The sequence below is a fragment of the Haloarcula marismortui ATCC 43049 genome (assembly GCF_000011085.1).
GTDB classification, from domain to species: Archaea; Halobacteriota; Halobacteria; order Halobacteriales; family Haloarculaceae; genus Haloarcula; species Haloarcula marismortui.
The window spans coordinates 731,324-746,654 of the sequence record NC_006396.1 but is presented as its reverse complement, the minus strand read 5'-3'; the positions used below and the strand labels follow the sequence as shown (position 1 = coordinate 746,654).

The following is a 15,331-nucleotide window of genomic DNA, read 5'->3' as shown; positions in this document are numbered from 1 at the left end:
CGTCCAATTGCGCTTTCGGTCCGACCTCAGCGCATCCCCGGCGGTGGCCCGCGGTCCCGCGGGTCGTCGTCACCGTCGTCCTCTTCGAGGTCGATGCCCGCTTCCTGGCGTCGGCGAATCACCGCCTGTAGCTGTCGGTAGTAGTACAGCGTCCCCACAACGCCGATAGCGATGGCGATGGCCGACAGGCCGCCGAACAGCCACAGGTCGCGGTCAAGGTAGTACCGGACGACAATCTGGTCGGAGGTCACCTCGTCCCAGCGGATGACCTGCTGGCCGTCGACGGTCTCCGACTCGTAGCCTCCCGGGCTGATTCGCGAGAGGAACGGAATCCCGGCTCCGGTGTTGGGCGGGAGTACGACCGTGTACGAGCCGTCTTCGACGAGTGTCGGGGAGGCGAAGCGCTTGCCGGTCCGCGCGACCGAGTAGCCCACCTTTCCGGAGACGTTCCCGGAGAGATTGACAGTCGTTCGCTGGCGGCTCTCTGAAGCGCTCAGCGAGGAGTTGGCAGCGCTAACGACAGTCCCGTTCTCGTACCGGAACCGAAGCGCACTGATAGGGACACTCCGCTCGCGCCCGAGGCCGTCGACGGTGTACACATCGAACGTCGTCTCGTTTTCGACGGCGTAGACGGCGGTGTATTTGGACTCCTCAATGACGATGGTCCCGTCAGCTGAGGTGTTCCAGTCGTAGCTCGCGTTCTCGTTCAGCCGCTCCGGGTCGACCTCTTCGGAGCCGAAGAAGCCGGTACAGCCCGAAAGGGCGACCAGTGCGAGAACGGCAACCAACAGGAGGTGGCGGCGTTTCATAGCTCGAAATCAGGGCACGATTGCCAGCAGCTCCGACGGCATATACTGCCCGATGTCGGCGAGCAGCCCCGGCGGGTCGGTGTCCGGGTTGCAGATGATGCTCTGTTCTAACAGGCCGATACGTTCGACAGTGACGATATCCTGTGCGTGGCCGGCGCGGTTGACCGTCGCACGCGCTTCCGAGCGTGTCACGCTGTTCGCGTTGATGCGACCGTTGTTGCCACGGCTCCACTCGTACAGGCGGTCCTGCTCAACCTCTGCAAGGCTTGCAGGGTCGCCGGGGACGAACCGGAGCGGAAGGTGCTGGACCAGTCCGAACCGTTTCCGGATCTGTGACGGCGTCCCCTGCCCGAGACCGAGCTCATCGGCCGGAATCCGGACCGTCTGGCCGAAGCCGACATCGAGGACGAAGCCGTCCTCGTCCCAGCTATCGAGCGTTCCGACGTACGTCTCGCCGTCCTCGTGGTCGGCGACCAGCTCGCCGAACTCCTCGCGCAGCAGGTTCTTCGCGACCGTCTCGTCGGGGCCGTCGAGGGTCACCGTCGGGAAGTCGTCGTCACGGAGGCCGATGTCGTACGCCACGTCGAGGTCGCCGAGTTCGTTGCCGACCATCGAGCGCAGGCCGTCGAGCGTACGGTCCCGGGCGTCGCCGGCGACGTACACTTTTGTACCGAGAACGACCATCAGGCTTCCACGTCCACGTCAGCGTTCAGTTCGTCTCTAAGCTCCTCGAGGCGATTCTCCATCGCGGTGACGAGACGGGTGTTCTCCATCGTCTCGACTTGATTGCCACATTCGGGGCACTCGAAGCCGAACTCCATTGCCTCGCCGAACTCGAAGCGGATACCGCAGTGCTCACAGAGGTAGAACTCGTTTTCCCGCTCGTACTCGCGGCGCTCTTCGAGGCCGTCGAGCAGGCGGTGCATCTCCTCTTGCAGTTGTTCGGGGATCTTCTCGTACTGGAACGTCCAGAGGTACGTGAGCCACCCGGAGTCCTCGTCGCGGAGCCGACGATAGGTCGCGAGGTCGTTCTCGTAGAGAATAAATAGCGCTCGGCGAACGTCGTTCAGTTCGAGTCCGAGCTCCTCGGCCAGTTCTTCGTCGGTCACTTCGCCGTCCGGCGGCGCGGCGGCGACCGGCATCCCTTTCGGTCCGACCAGCTCGTGGAGGTATTTCTGTATGACGGGGTCCTCCAAGAGTTCCTCAAAAGCCATTACCCGCACATCCGGGAGTCATGTGGTTAAAACCATCGGGTCGTCCTCTCTTGAACGCTGACACAGAGGCCGGGACCATGCTACTGGTGGGAAGCACTCGTTGTGCCCGCAGGCAGCCAGCAACAGCGACGGACAGCAGTCCTTTTTCGGGCACCACCGTCACCGTAATCCGTCGCCACGACCCCCGCTATTCGATTTGCTCGACTGGAGTCCGACAGGAGGAGCAGGTCTCTTTGTCGATAGCGACGAAGACGGAGTCACAGGACGAACACTCGTAGAGATTCGACTCAGGTTCGTCGGCCGCGCCGTCACCGCCGGCGGAGCTAGCCTGAACACGGTTGTTCGTCACTGCACCGGCCTCTGGTCCGTTGTCTGACTGCCCCTTCCCACCCGAGAGTACATCCGAGACGGATTTTTTGATTTTGTCTAGCATCACGAGTTGCTGCAGGATAGTAGTCATTTGAATTACTTTAACAGCTGTGGTTTTCAGGCCACCGACAGTTTCAGGCGGCTTTGTTGACTGGCGAACAGTCAGAGGTCGTCGAGCGGTCGCGGCGATGCCTGTTCGTATTCGATGACATCGAACCCGTCGTGGGGCTCCCGGGACAGTTCTGTCCACTCCGCGCCCAGATCTGGGAAATACCGGTCGCCCTCGTTGTGCTCGTGGATACGGCTGAGGAAAACCCGGCCGGCGAACGGGAGGAACAGGTCGTACACCGCCTCGCCGCCGATGACGTAGGTGACTGGTGGTGAGCTGTCTGCGCCAGCGCTGTCGCCAGCGAACGCCCCGCTCGCGCCGGCGCGAGCGGCTGCTTCGACAGCGATCTGCGGCGTTGTGGCGTACTCAACTGTCTCCGAATCGGCGCTCCGCCTGTCGTCGCTCGTCAGGACGACGGTGTAGCAGTCCGGGATGGGCTTCATCGATTCGAACGTTCGCCGCCCGAGGATGATCGGGTGGCCGGCGATGCGGTTCTTGTACTGGCGCACGTCCTCTGGGTAGTGCCAGGGAACGCCGCCATCTAGGCCGATGACGTTGTTTTCGTCGGCTGCGACCACGAGTACCAGTTCGGTGTCGGGTATCATCGTCATTTGTATCCAAGCGCCTCCAGTCGGTCGTCAAGGTCTCCGGCAAACTGCGTGTCAGACGCATCCTCGAACTCGGTGTAGCCGTCGAGCGGCGTCGCGATAGCCACGTCGGCGTACCGGTCGCTGTCGAAGTGGTTCCGGACGACGGCGGCATCAATATCGCGGTCCTCGACCGTGCCGCCACAGCCTTTGATGACGGATTCGTGGGCACTGTCGCCCCACGCCGCCCGTTTTCGGACCTCGTCGCCGGGCCGGTCGTGGTAGACCAGGCGAGCATGTTTTGCGAACGGGACAGCGTCGCCACAGACCCGTTCGGCCTCCTCGCGCATTGCCGGGCCGATGGGGGCCTGTGACGCGACGACAGTCCCGTTCGGCGAGGCAAACGCCGGGCCGTCCGCGTTGCCGTCGCCGAGCGCCATCGCGCGGACGGCGTCGGGGAACCGGCTGAGTGTCGCCAGGTCGGTGATGCGGTGTCCCTCCCGCTGGCCGGGAGCACGGACGACGAGCGGGACGTGATACATACTGTCGTGGGTTCCGATACGGTGGCTGACGGCTGGTGGTTCCTCGGGAATCGCTGTCGGTTCGCCGAAGCCCTCGCCGTGGTCGCCGACGAAGACGACCAGCGTGTCCTCAAGCACGCCCTGCTCGTCCAACCCCCGGATCAGCGTCTCGAAGATAGCGTCGGCCTGCCGGACCGCGCCGTCGTATATCTGTTCGAGAATGCTGGCAAAGCCAAGCGAGAGGTTCCCCGAGAGGAACTCCCAGTGCCACTTGAACCCCATCGACTCCTGGAGTTCGCGGGAGCGCTCGTCGCTCCATTCGTCGTACTCGGCGAGCGGTTCGTACGGGCGGTGGGTATCCATCAGGTTGATGCAGGCGGCCCACTCGCTCTCCCGGTCGTCGACCCACTCCAGCGTTCGGTCGGCGTACCAGAAGCCGTTGGGCCAATCGCCCAGCGAGCCGTTCGTCTCGTAGGCCGAGTCATACTGCTCGGGCGAGCCGACCGCCGTCTGGAACACGTCGTCGAGCCCCGATTCGTGGTCGGTCAGGAACGGATTGTCGGAGAACAACCCCGTGTCATAGCCCGCTTCAGCCAGTTCTTCGAAGATTGTGTGGCCGGCGTCGAGTCTAGCGGTGTGGTCGACACCGTGTTCGTGGGTCTCGTGGCCCGTGAACATGCTGACGTGGCTGGGGACGGTCCAGTTGCTCGGGCTGCGAGCCTGCGTGTACACCGTCGCCTCCTCGGCAAAGGCGTCAAGAAAGGGCGTCGTCTCCCGGCGATAGCCCAGTACGGAGGTGCTCCGGGCGCGGAGACTGTCAGCGACGACGAGCAACACGTTGTGACGCGACATCTGAGCGTGAGTTAGCGTCGAGCGATAAAAGGCCCGCGGCACAACTGCGTGGGTATCACTCCTCGTCGGGGTCGACGACTCGCTTGCCGGTTTCCTGCGGGACGACCACCCGGTCGGGGTTCTCCCACTCGCGGTCCAGTTCCCGGCCCTCGAACAGGCGGTCGAGGAAGACGGCCAGTGAAGCAACCTCGGAGTGTGGCTGGTTGGTGACGCCGACGTTCCAGTCGGCGTGTTCGTACACCTCGAAGGGGACTTTCTCCGCGCCGACGACGACCAGCAGCGGTTCCGCTGTGTTGGCCTCTCGAACGTCGGCCTCGACCTCCTGGACTGGCTCGCCGTACATCGTCAGGTGGACGACGCGCCCCTCGAAATCGCGGATGAGCCGCTTTGGCTCCTCCGTCGAAGCCACGTCGAAGGGGCCACCGAACCGGTCGGTGATATCGATGACGGTGTCGGCCTGGTTGCGCGCGGCGTTGGCCAGCACGACCTTGTCGGCCCCGAGCGCGCGTGCGGTCAGCCCAACGTGGGTCGTCATCCGCTCGTCCCGGCCGGGCCGGTGGCCCAGTCGGAGCACCGTCACCTGTGGGGAATCCTTCATCCGTCGCTCCGTGCGGCTTCAATGGCGGCCCGGACCGGTTCGTAGGAGACCTCGCTCCATTCGACCCGCTCGTTGTTGACGTACACGGCTGGCGTTCCCTGAACGCCACGGTCAATGCCGGCTTCGCGGTCACCGGAAACTGTCGGGCGGTACAGTTCTCCCGTCGCGGCCGCTCGAACAGTCTCGCCGTCGATGTCGATACCCTCCGTCAGGTCGGCGTAGGTGTCCGGCCCCAGCTGGTTCTGGTTCGCGAACAGGCGCTCGGAGTAGGTGAAGAAGGCCCCGTCGCCAACGTTGTCCTGTACGGCACGCGCAGCGCTTGCGGCCTGCCACGAGGCGTCCTCATCGACCGGAATCGGGAAGTCGTGGAACTCATAGCGGATGGCTCCATCAGTGAGGTAGTCCTCCCGAACCTGCGGGTAGACGGATTCCGAGTAGGTTGCACAGTGTGGACAGGCGTAGTCTTCGTACACCGCAACCGTAACGTCGGCCTCTGGGTCGCCCGCGACGGGCGTCGAGAGCGGCTGGCCCGGTGCGGGCGTCGGCGTCGCCGTCTCCGTTTCCCCGGCTGATTCCGACTCCGAGCTACCGCCGGCACAGCCGGCCATCGCGCCGACAGCGCCGACGGTGGCCGCCAGCAGCCCGCGGCGAGTGAATCGAGTCATAGCCGACTCTCACAGGGGAAGCTATAAAACGACGTTGTCATCCGTTACTTGCCTACCGACTCCGCCGGAATCGGCCGCGACCACAACGTTTTTTCTCGCCTAGGAAGCATCGCACCTATGGACGTATCAGAGAAGCGAATAGTCGTTACCGGCGGGGCAGGCTTTATCGGGTCGCATCTGGTCGAGCGCCTCGTTCCGGACAACGACGTCGTCGTCGTCGACAACGAAGCGAACGGACAATCCGAGTGGGTCCATGAGGACGCGACCTATCTGGATGGTGACCTCACCGACCCCGGCGCCGTCGCCGAGGCTATCACCAGCGATGTCGACCTCGTCGTCCATCTAGCGGCGTCGAAACTGGTCGACACGGACACGCCCCGCCGGCAGTTCGAGGACAACAGCGACATCACGTACAACATTCTCGAACAGATGCAGGAAGCCGGCGTCGAAAACCTCGTGTTTACGTCGTCATCTACAGTATACGGCGAAGCGCCGCGACCGACTCCAGAGGATTACGCGCCGCTTGAGCCAATCAGTGTCTACGGCGCGACGAAACTCGCAGAGGAGTCGCTCGTCTCGACGTACGCCCACAGCCACGACATCCAGTCCTGGGTGTTCCGGTTTGCGAACATCGTCGGCCCGCGCCTTCGCGGGGCGGTCATCCCCGACTTCATCGAGAAGCTCACCGAAGACTCGTCGACGCTGACGATTCTCGGTGACGGCCGTCAAGAGAAGTCCTATATGCACATCTCCGAGTGCATCGACGCGATGCTGTTCGCCGTCGAACACGCCGACAAGGACCACAACGTGTTCAATCTCGGGACGCGGACGACCACATCGGTCGACCGCATCGCCACTATCGTCGCTGACGAGATGGATATCGACCCCGAGTACGAGTACACCGGCGGTGACCGCGGCTGGACGGGTGACGTGCCGCGAATGCGCCTCTCCGTCGACAAGCTCTCAGCACTGGGCTGGGAGCCCGAACAGTCGAGCGACGACGCGGTGCGACAGTCGACCCGCGAACTGCTCGAAGAACTCTGAGCGCGGATTCAGGCCGGGTACGTACCGTTCAGTTGTGCTTTTTCCACGACGTGGCCGCTGGCCGCGTCGTACACGTCGTCTTTATCGGCTGCCGGGGAGCGGTCAAGCGTCGTATCTAGCGCGTACAGGAGGAACCGATACGTGTGCTCCCGGTCCGGCGGATTCGGACCGCCCCAGCCAACCTCACCGAAGTCGTTCTGTCCTTCTGTGGCCTCATCGGGCTCCCACCCCGCCGGTATCCGACCAATATCCGGCGGGATGTTCCAGACGAGCCAGTGGTCCCACACCTTTCCGGCCGGCTCCTCGGCGTCCGGGTCGTCGACGATGAGGAGGAGCGACGACGCGTCCGACGGAACGTTTTCGATTTCTAGCGGTGGGTTCGTGTTTGCCGCCGAGTAGCCGTGTTCCTCGGGGATACGGTCCCCGTCGTCGAAAGCCGGACTTCGGAGCTGTAGGTCTGCCATGTCAGGAGATATGACAGACAAACACAAAAACGTCGTCCCGGCAGCCATTTGCGGCTCCGCGCCGAACCGCCGGACGTGCAGGTCGTGGGCTACCGCACGCGGGTCGACGAACACGCCGCGCTCCTGTTGGCCGAGGACGGGAGCGTGACTACTGAGCGACTGGACCCGAACACGGACCTTTCCTACACGCTCGGTGAGCGCCACTGCGCCGGCGCGGTCGACGGCGACCGACATTTTCACTGCGACAATGACTCTGCGCCGTACTGCCCGGAACACACCGACATCTGGCCGTGTGCCCGCTGTACCGGTGACTGCAACAAGCCCCTCGACACCTGCGACGAGGAACACGCGGTGTATCTGGCGGCGTTCGCGCCGGATGTCATCAAGGTCGGCGTCACCCGCTCCTGGCGGCTGGAAACACGGCTCCGTGAGCAGGGGGCTGACAGGGCCGCCCACCTCCGGACCGTCGCCGACGGCCGTATCGCCCGACAGGTCGAGGCCGACATCGCCGTTGAGTTGGGCGACCGGGTCAGAGTTCCCACGAAGATATCGGGATTCGACCAGTCCGTCGACACGGACTGGTGGGCGTCGCTCTGTGAGCGCTATGACCCGCTGGCGACCTACGACTTCGAGTACGACCTGCCCCTCTCGGACCGTCCGATGGCCGAAACCCTGGCGACGGGGACCGTCCGGGGGACGAAGGGACGAGTCGCCGTGCTTGAGAACAACGGCAGTGTCTATGCTGTCGACCTCCGACAGCTCGTCGGCTACGAACTTACCGACGGCGGGACCGACCGCGACCTCCAGTCGAGCCTCGGTGCGTTCGGGTAACACTGGAGACTGGCGTCGCTGTAATCCACACTTGACAGTGCAGAAGACATTTAAACGCGGCTGTTGCCCTTCCTCGTGTGCGACGTGAAACCCTCCTGACCGGTGGCGTGGTCGTGGTCGTCCTGACCATGCTCATCGGTGCAACAGCGGTCCCCGGCGCGCTCTCCGAACCCGAGGACAACGTTCGTGAGAGCTATCTCGACCTCCGCGAGACGACCATCGAACCGGCCGCCGTCGACGGCCAGACAGTGACGCTCGCCATCGACGCCCGACTCTCTCACCGCGGTGGTCCCGCCGAGAACGTCACCGTCGAGACGCGAGCTATCGACGCGGACACCGGCCTCGTCGCAACGACGACGCGACAGTCGGTCGGCACAGTCGAAGGGGAACGAGAGGTATCGGTGCGGTCAAACATCACAGTCGAGCGGGCGGGCGGCTATCGGATAGACACGATCGTCTACGAGGACGGGAACCGGGTCGAAACCGGCCAGCAGTCGGTCCAGAACGTCGACGCGCTCACACCGGCGTACGCCCGCAGTACCGTGACGTTCCAGCGCTTCGAGAACGCTGGCGTGCCGCTCGATTCCATCACCTACCGGATCGACGGCGTCTCGGACAATCAGACGACGCTGAACGTGTCGGTGTACGTCACAAATGCTGGCAACACCCCGTCCGATGACCTCTCGCTTCGCCTCCGGGCGCGGCAGGCTGACTCGAACGTCATCGCCGACGAGTCGACCGTGCGGGTCGGCCAGATTCGCCCCGGCCGAACGGAGATCGTCAGAACCCAGCTAACGGTGCCTGACGACTACAACTACTGGCTCGACGGGATGTTGCTCTCCGACGGCGTCATCGTCGGGACCGAAAGTTCCCCGGCGAACCTCCATCCGACGGAGCGCCTGCAGGAGAACGAAACCCGGCAGGAAGTCGGCTTCCAGTCCAGTGACTTCGAGCAGGACCGCCCCGAAGAACGAGGGATGGACGAACCACAGCAGACTGCGGCCGGAGAAGGTCCCGGCTTCACGGCGCTGGTCGGCCTGATTGCCGTCCTCGCAAGCGCGCTCCTCATCGCACGGAGACAGACCAATGAGTGATACCTCCAACACCGACACAGTGGCACAGGATATTGACGCGGATACCGACGACGCTGTCGGCGAGACCGATGAGGACTCGGGGCCGGCGATCGCCCTCTACGCGCAGTGGGCAGTGTTTGCTATCCTCACGCTCGTCGCGCTCATCGCGACACTCCAGTTCTACTTTTCCGCGTCGTCGGCGATTGATACGTTCGTCACCGACAGATATCGACCGCTGTTCAACGCGGCGTTCAACCTCGCCGTGGTGCTCGGCTGCGGACTGGGGCTCTCGGTGCTGGTCCGACGACTCGCCTGAGCCCGTCCCCAGCCATATCAGGTACCCACAGTCGGCGTTTCAGTAATCCGAGGTTTCAGGCACCTGTCAGCCATACGTCGAGAGGGATATCATGACCCAACGACGCGCGACGCGGCGACGATTCCTGATGGGCTGCAGCGCCATCGCCAGTGTGGGGCTGGCCGGCTGTACCGGCGGCGATGAGTCGACTGCCACTGACTCGACGCCGTCACCCACTGACGATGGTGATGCCGAACCCACGACGACAACCGACGAGCCGCCGGCAACCGACACCGCGACAGCGACGCCGGACCAGGAAGCCGTCGAGACGCTCGTCTCGGTCGGCGGCGACCGCGTACCGGAGAACATGGCCCTCGGTCCTGACGGCGGCCTGTACTTCGGTATCACGGCCGGCGAGGTTCGGCGCGTCCCTGCGGCAGAGACCGGCGCGACCGGCCTTTCCCTCGAAGATACCGAACAGATTGCGACGCTGCCCGGCGCGATTGGCGTCGAAGCAGCGCCCGATGGAACGGTATACGTCGCCGTCGCCACACAGGACGATCAGGCTGGCGTCTGGGAAATCCCGCTCGACGGCGACGCGGCGCAACTCGTGGAGATGGGCGGGTTCCCGAACGACATCCACTACGATGCTGACCAGGAGCGCCTGCTGGTGACCGAATCGCAAAACGGCGTGGTCTACGCGGTCACGACCGACGGCGAGCGGTCGACCTGGCTGGATGACGACCGGCTGGAAACGGAGAGTTTCGGCGCGAACGGAATCACCCGCGACGCCGACGGCGACATCTTCGTCGCAGTGACGCGAGCCCCCGAAGAAACTGGCCGCTTGCTCCGCGTTCCGGTTGAGTCGGACGGCGCTGCCGGCGAGCCCTCGATGTTCTTCGAGGGTGGGGCGATATTTGGAGCCGACGGGATTACCAGCCGGGACGGCGACATCTACGTCGCGGCCAACAGCCAGAACCGCGTCGTCAGAGTGACTGCGGACGGGACCACGGACGTCGTCGCAACGGCGGACAACGGGCTGGTGTTCCCTTCCGATGTGCTCTTCCGGACCGGCGACCAGCAGGAGTCGCTGTTCATCTGTAACTTTGCGAACCAGTCACCCGAAGACGGCGCAATTCTCCGGACCAGCGTCCCTCGCTGACCGACCGTTTATGAAGTCTGTCTTCGGACGGCAACCCTTTTCAGCGGCCCAACCAAATCCGAGCGTATGGCAGACGATGAACCTGAAGACGCTGGCGAATCGGCGGATGCGACCGAGGAAGGCGGCGAGGAGAAGTCCTTCCGCGAGCGAGTCGAGGAGATCCGACAGCAGCGCGCCGAGGAGCGCGAAGAAGGCGAGGGCGACGGCGAAGAGATGAGCCGCGAAGAGCGCATGGAAGAGATGATGGGCGGTGGCGGCGGCCCCGGCGGCATGGGCGGCGGCAACCCCTTCGCACAGATGATGGGCGGCATGATGGGCGGCGGTCCCGGCGGTCCCGGTCCGGGCGGCCCCGGCGGCATGGGCGGCGGCCCGCCAGGGCAGCGCGAGGAATCGGGCGGGAGCGACAACGAGGAACTTACGCGAGAGATGCGAAAGCTCCGGGACGAAGTCCACGATATGCGACGCTCGCTCGACCGCATCGCTGACGCGCTCGAAGACTAACGGAACTCGGTTCGCCGACGTTTTTGCAGATAAACGAGGCAGCGATATCTCACTCCGACAGATAGCGTCTGCTCGTTATCGAACAGCGGTCGGGCAACGACCATTTCTCAACAGAACAGCGGTGGAGTGACGAGGGTCACTGAACGAGTGCCAGCAAGCCCCCAGACGGACGCCGTGCCAGTCGCTACGAATCACAAAACGAGACGCCGGTAATCTCGAAGCGTGTGCCACCATCAGCACTATCCCGAACGCTGATCTCCCAATCGTGTGCCGCTGCAACTTTCCGGGCGATACTGAGCCCGAACCCGGTCCCCTCCGTACTCGTTGAGTAGCCGGCTTCGAACACTGTCTCTCGCTCGTCTTCGGGGATGCCGGGGCCGTCGTCCGCGACGTAGAACCCGTCGTCTAACGCTCCGACCGTTACGGTCACGTCTGCCCCGGCATGCTCGACCGCGTTCCGGACGAGGTTTTCGAATAACTGCTTCAGGCGGCTCTCGTTTGCCAGGACAGTCCGGTCGATATCGGTGACGAGTGTCGCATCGGCCGTCTCGACGGTCGTCCAGCAATTTTCTGCGAGCGACGCGAGCGCGACCGATTCGCGGTCGGTGACGGTCTCACCGTCCTGTGCCAGCGTGAGCAGGTCGGTTATCAGCGTGTCCATTCGCTCATGTGCCTGTTCGACAGCGGCCAGATGCTCACTCTCGTACTGTTCGCGTGCCAGTTGCAGTCGTCCCTGTGCAACGTTCAGCGGATTCCGTAGATCGTGTGAGACGACGCTCGTGAACGCTTCGAGCCGGTCGTTGTGCTGTTCGAGGTCCCGTTCGCGGTCGCGTAACTGTTCGGTCCCTTCGACCTGCTTGAGCGCGCTGATGATGTGTCCGGCCAGAATCTCTCCGAGAATGACGTCTCGCTGGTCGAACGCCGCGTTTGTCCCCGAACCGGCCAGCAGGATTCCATGCCTGCCGAGCGGGAGATATAGTTCGCTTTTGATTGGCGTGTCCGGGTTGTAGATGTCCGGGTCAGCGTGGACATCATCGACTGCGAGTGCGTCGCCGGACTCGTAGACGCGCCACGCGATGCTATCTCCGGGCGTGAAGGTCGGCAAATCCTCTAGCAGGTCATATATCCCGTCAGAGGCGGCGACCGGTTCGAGCGTCCGTTCGGCCTCGTTGTAGAGGTGGATCGTGTTGGCTTCGAGTCCCAGTACCGTGCGGGCCGTCTCGACACCGATTTCGGCCACTTCCTCGCGCGTGTCTGCCTGGAGCAGGTCCTGCACCGACTCGCTGAGAGCTTTGAGGCGGCGTTCGTGTTCTTTCCGTTCGGTAATGTCCCGTTGGAACCCAACGTAGTTGACGACCGTTCCGTCGTTGTCGCGGACTGGGGCGATAGACACCTGATTCCAGAACATGGTTCCGTCTTTCCGGTAGTTCCGGAGTTCGACCGATACGGGTTCGTCCGCGTCGATGGCCGCCCGCATCGCGTCGACCGGCTCTGCCTCGGTCTCCTCGCCCTGGAGGAACCGGCAGTTCCGGCCGCGGACCTCAGACTCCGTGTAGCCGGTCAGTTCCAGAAACTGCCTGTTCGCGTAGCTGATCGGAGTGTCCTCCTGTTTGGGGCCGGTGATCGTGATTCCGACCGGGGCCTCGTCCATGGCACGTTTGATCCGGGAGAGCTCCTGTTCGCCGTCTCGCTGGTCGGAGATATCCCGGACAGTGCAGACCAACTCACCGCGGTCGGTCCGCGCGAGTACGTGGTCTTCGGTGAACGTACTCCCGTCGGCACGGAGCCCCGTCGTCGTCCCGGTCCAGTAGCCGCTTGCCTCGACAGTCGGGAGGATGTCGTCGTAGATACGCGGGATGTCCTCGTCCCGGTACAGCAGCTCCCAGTGTCGCCCCCGCATCTCCTCCGGTTCGTAGCCGTAGAGGTCCGCGTAGGCTTCGTTGACGAAGATGAACTCCCCATCTTCGTCAAGGATACTGATGCCCTCCTGTGCGGTCTCGATGGCATCGAGTTGGCGGTTCCGCTCTCGCTTGACACGCTGAGACTCCACTGCGTTGGTGATTCGGTTCGCGAGCACCGCGTACTGGTCGGTGCCGCTCTCTTTCTGCAGATAATCGGTGACTCCGGCCGAGATAGCGTCGCTTGCGATCTCCTCGGAGCCTTTGCCAGTGTACAGAATAAATGGAAGCGACCCGTATTCCTCGCGGACGGCTTCGAGGAACTGGATGCCGTTCCGCTCGGGCATATCGTAGTCGGAGACGACACAGTCGATGTCGTTGTCAGCTAGGATTTCTAGCCCCGCTGTGGCGGACGTCGCAGTCTGCACGTCTACCCGGTCGTCCTCGCGTTCCAGAAACGTCGCTGCCATGTCGGCAAATCCCGGTTCATCATCGACGTGGAGAATGCAAATTGTCTCAGCGATAGCAGTCATATCTTTGGGTAGTAGTCACACATTATAGGAAGCTGAATTAAAAGACCATCTCTGAAACCGGAAGCTAACATATGCCCGTCATTGACGGGCTACGTGTTCCATCTTTCGGCCCCGCTTAATTATAAATAATTTACACTTCTGTGAGGTTCTTGCGGGTCGCTATCCCTGGCCGACCATCTCGTCTTCGTCTTCCCACTCCTGTTCGCGGAGCTCGTACTTCTGGACCTTCCCAGTTGCTGTCGTGGGCAGTTCCTCGACGAACTCCACGCGGCGAACGACTTTGTAGGTCGCCAGCTGTTCGCGGGTGAACGTCCGGAGGTCCTCGGCTGTCACGCCCGGGTTGTCGGGATCGCCCGAATTCGGGACGACGAAGGCCTTCGGCGTCTCGCCCCACTCGTCGCTCGGGGCGGGGATAACTGCGACATCGCTGACGGCGTCGTGTTCGTAGAGCGTGTCCTCTAGTTCGATGCTGGAGATGTTCTCGCCGCCGGAGATGATGATGTCCTTCTTGCGGTCGCGGATGGCAACCATGCCGTCCTCGTCGACCGTCGCCAAGTCGCCCATGTGGTAGTAGCCCTCGACGCGGTCGGAGAAGGCCTCTTCCGTCTGTTCGGGTTTGTTCCAGTAGCGGTCCATCACCTGATTGCCGCGGACGACGACCTCCCCAAGCGTCTCGTCGTCGTGTGGCACGTCGTTGCCGTCCTCGTCGACGACCCGGACATCGGTCCCGAGGTAGCCGATACCTTGGCGCTTCTTGACGCTGAAGCGGGCGTTGCTCCCGTCCTCGAAGAAGCGCCGGGCGTCCGAGGTCGTGACGAGCGGGCCGGTTTCGGTCGCGCCGTAAACGTGTTTCAGGTACCAGCCGAAGTCGTCCTCGACGGTTCGGATGACGGCCTCCGGCGGTGCGCTGCCGGCCGTCGCGATGCGCACGTCGTTCGCACCGGTCGTCTCGATTTCCCCGTCGTGGGCCGCATAGCGATCCGCAAGGATGTTCAACACCGTCGGCGCGCCACAGAGATAGGACACGTCCTCAGTCCTGACGGCGTCGAAGATGCCTTCGGCATCAACACCGCGGGTGCAGACGTGTTTCGCGCCCATCCCGGTGACCGAGAAGATGTGGCCCCAGCCGTTGACGTGGAACATCGGGAGCGTCCAGAGGTAGACATCGTCGTCCGAGATTTCCTGATGGAGCGCAACGATGTAGGCGTGGAGTGTCTCGGTCCGGTGGGTCCGACAGACACCCTTCGGGTCGCCGGTGGTTCCCGAGGTGTAGTTGATGGTGATAAGGTCGTCCTCGTCCATCTCTGGCCGCTCGTAGTCGGTTCCCGCCTCCTCGATGATTTCGTCGAAGGACTCCCAGTCGCCGTCGACGGCATCCGTGTCGTTAGTCACGAAGATGTCGGTGGGCACCTCGTCACGGATCGGCTCGATCTTGTCCGCGTACTCGTAGTCCGCGTAAACGGCGTCGACTTCGGCGTCCGAGAGGATATATTCGAAATCGTCCGGCACGAGCCGGTAGTTCAGCGGCGTGTGGACCGCGCCCAGCTGCATGGTTCCGTAGGCCGCTTCGAGCTGGTAGTGCGTGTTCGGGTCCAAGACGGCCACCCGGTCCCCCTTCTCGATGCCACGGGCAGCCATCGCCGCCGAGAACCCGTCGGCTCGTTCCCCGAACTCGTCGTACGTGAAGCGCTCACCGGTCGTGGCGACGATAGCCTCTTTGTCCCCGTAGTATTCCCGCGCACGGTCGAGAAAATCCGTGGTAAGCAGTGGCTTATGCATCTCAGGCTATCGTATGGTTAATCATGA

The 15,331-nt window shown here is 63.3% G+C and carries 17 protein-coding genes; 6 read left to right on the top strand and 11 right to left on the bottom strand.

Annotated features, from left to right (window positions below; translation table 11 throughout):
* Nucleotides 1–26: 26 nt before the first annotated feature.
* The 8 genes from RR_RS07830 to RR_RS07795 form a co-directional block, all read right to left on the bottom strand.
* Nucleotides 27–809 carry a DUF5803 family protein gene (locus RR_RS07830; RefSeq protein WP_007190386.1) on the bottom strand — a complete coding sequence of 261 codons (783 nt, stop codon included), beginning with the start codon at nucleotides 807–809 and terminating at the stop codon, nucleotides 27–29.
* Between the two features lie 9 nt (nucleotides 810–818).
* On the bottom strand, nucleotides 819–1,493 hold the full coding sequence (locus RR_RS07825; RefSeq protein ID WP_011223283.1) for a DUF2110 family protein: 675 nt from the start codon (nucleotides 1,491–1,493) through the stop codon (nucleotides 819–821).
* Nucleotides 1,493–2,023 (bottom strand): transcription factor E, encoded by a 531-nt coding sequence (gene tfe / locus RR_RS07820; protein ID WP_004961418.1) that lies wholly within the window; start codon nucleotides 2,021–2,023, stop codon nucleotides 1,493–1,495. Before tfe ends, RR_RS07825 begins: the two co-directional genes overlap by 1 nt.
* A gap of 187 nt (nucleotides 2,024–2,210) precedes the next feature.
* On the bottom strand, nucleotides 2,211–2,483 hold the full coding sequence (locus RR_RS07815; RefSeq protein WP_011223282.1) for a hypothetical protein: 273 nt from the start codon (nucleotides 2,481–2,483) through the stop codon (nucleotides 2,211–2,213).
* Nucleotides 2,484–2,554: 71 nt separating this feature from the next.
* The gene (locus tag RR_RS07810; RefSeq protein WP_011223281.1) at nucleotides 2,555–3,112 is read right to left on the bottom strand and encodes a dihydrofolate reductase; all 558 of its coding nucleotides are present in this window, start codon (nucleotides 3,110–3,112) and stop codon (nucleotides 2,555–2,557) included.
* Nucleotides 3,109–4,461: a sulfatase gene (locus RR_RS07805; protein WP_011223280.1), complete on the bottom strand. Its 1,353-nt coding sequence runs from the start codon at nucleotides 4,459–4,461 to the stop codon at nucleotides 3,109–3,111. The genes RR_RS07810 and RR_RS07805 overlap by 4 nt, the downstream gene beginning before the upstream one ends.
* Before the next feature lie 55 nt (nucleotides 4,462–4,516).
* Entirely contained in the window at nucleotides 4,517–5,059 is a 543-nt protein-coding gene (locus RR_RS07800) for a tRNA (cytidine(56)-2'-O)-methyltransferase (RefSeq protein ID WP_011223279.1), read from the bottom strand.
* Nucleotides 5,056–5,724, bottom strand: coding sequence for a DsbA family protein (locus RR_RS07795; protein ID WP_011223278.1), 669 nt, complete (start codon nucleotides 5,722–5,724; stop codon nucleotides 5,056–5,058). The genes RR_RS07800 and RR_RS07795 overlap by 4 nt, the downstream gene beginning before the upstream one ends.
* Before the next feature lie 117 nt (nucleotides 5,725–5,841).
* On the opposite strand from RR_RS07795, the gene RR_RS07790 reads away from it, so the two are divergent.
* The gene (locus tag RR_RS07790; protein ID WP_011223277.1) at nucleotides 5,842–6,768 is read left to right on the top strand and encodes an NAD-dependent epimerase/dehydratase family protein; all 927 of its coding nucleotides are present in this window, start codon (nucleotides 5,842–5,844) and stop codon (nucleotides 6,766–6,768) included.
* An 8-nt stretch (nucleotides 6,769–6,776) separates the two neighbouring features.
* Here the strand turns inward: RR_RS07790 and RR_RS07785 are convergent, their stop codons facing one another.
* Nucleotides 6,777–7,232, bottom strand: coding sequence for a YbhB/YbcL family Raf kinase inhibitor-like protein (locus tag RR_RS07785; RefSeq protein WP_004961442.1), 456 nt, complete (start codon nucleotides 7,230–7,232; stop codon nucleotides 6,777–6,779).
* Between the two features lie 48 nt (nucleotides 7,233–7,280).
* Here RR_RS07785 and RR_RS07780 point away from each other — a divergent pair, with 48 nt between their 5' ends.
* The 5 genes from RR_RS07780 to RR_RS07760 all read left to right on the top strand — a co-directional run bounded on the left by RR_RS07780 (nucleotide 7,281) and on the right by RR_RS07760 (nucleotide 11,094).
* Nucleotides 7,281–8,063, top strand: a complete 783-nt coding sequence (locus tag RR_RS07780) for a DUF2797 domain-containing protein (protein ID WP_004961444.1) — start codon at nucleotides 7,281–7,283, stop codon at nucleotides 8,061–8,063.
* Between the two features lie 77 nt (nucleotides 8,064–8,140).
* The gene (locus RR_RS07775) at nucleotides 8,141–9,157 is read left to right on the top strand and encodes a DUF7490 domain-containing protein (protein WP_049938830.1); all 1,017 of its coding nucleotides are present in this window, start codon (nucleotides 8,141–8,143) and stop codon (nucleotides 9,155–9,157) included.
* Nucleotides 9,150–9,452, top strand: coding sequence for a hypothetical protein (locus RR_RS07770; RefSeq protein ID WP_011223273.1), 303 nt, complete (start codon nucleotides 9,150–9,152; stop codon nucleotides 9,450–9,452). Before RR_RS07775 ends, RR_RS07770 begins: the two co-directional genes overlap by 8 nt.
* Before the next feature lie 91 nt (nucleotides 9,453–9,543).
* A complete protein-coding gene (locus RR_RS07765) occupies nucleotides 9,544–10,593 on the top strand; it encodes an SMP-30/gluconolactonase/LRE family protein (RefSeq protein ID WP_011223272.1) in 1,050 nt (349 codons plus the stop codon).
* 66 nt (nucleotides 10,594–10,659) lie between these two features.
* Nucleotides 10,660–11,094 (top strand): hypothetical protein, encoded by a 435-nt coding sequence (locus RR_RS07760; RefSeq protein ID WP_004961456.1) that lies wholly within the window; start codon nucleotides 10,660–10,662, stop codon nucleotides 11,092–11,094.
* Between the two features lie 184 nt (nucleotides 11,095–11,278).
* On the opposite strand, the gene RR_RS07755 is transcribed toward RR_RS07760, so the two are convergent.
* Both RR_RS07755 and RR_RS07750 read right to left on the bottom strand, forming a co-directional pair.
* Nucleotides 11,279–13,525, bottom strand: a complete 2,247-nt coding sequence (locus RR_RS07755; protein WP_011223271.1) for a hybrid sensor histidine kinase/response regulator — start codon at nucleotides 13,523–13,525, stop codon at nucleotides 11,279–11,281.
* A 159-nt stretch (nucleotides 13,526–13,684) separates the two neighbouring features.
* Entirely contained in the window at nucleotides 13,685–15,304 is a 1,620-nt protein-coding gene (locus RR_RS07750) for a long-chain-fatty-acid--CoA ligase (protein ID WP_007190398.1), read from the bottom strand.
* Between the last annotated feature and the right edge of the window lie 27 nt (nucleotides 15,305–15,331).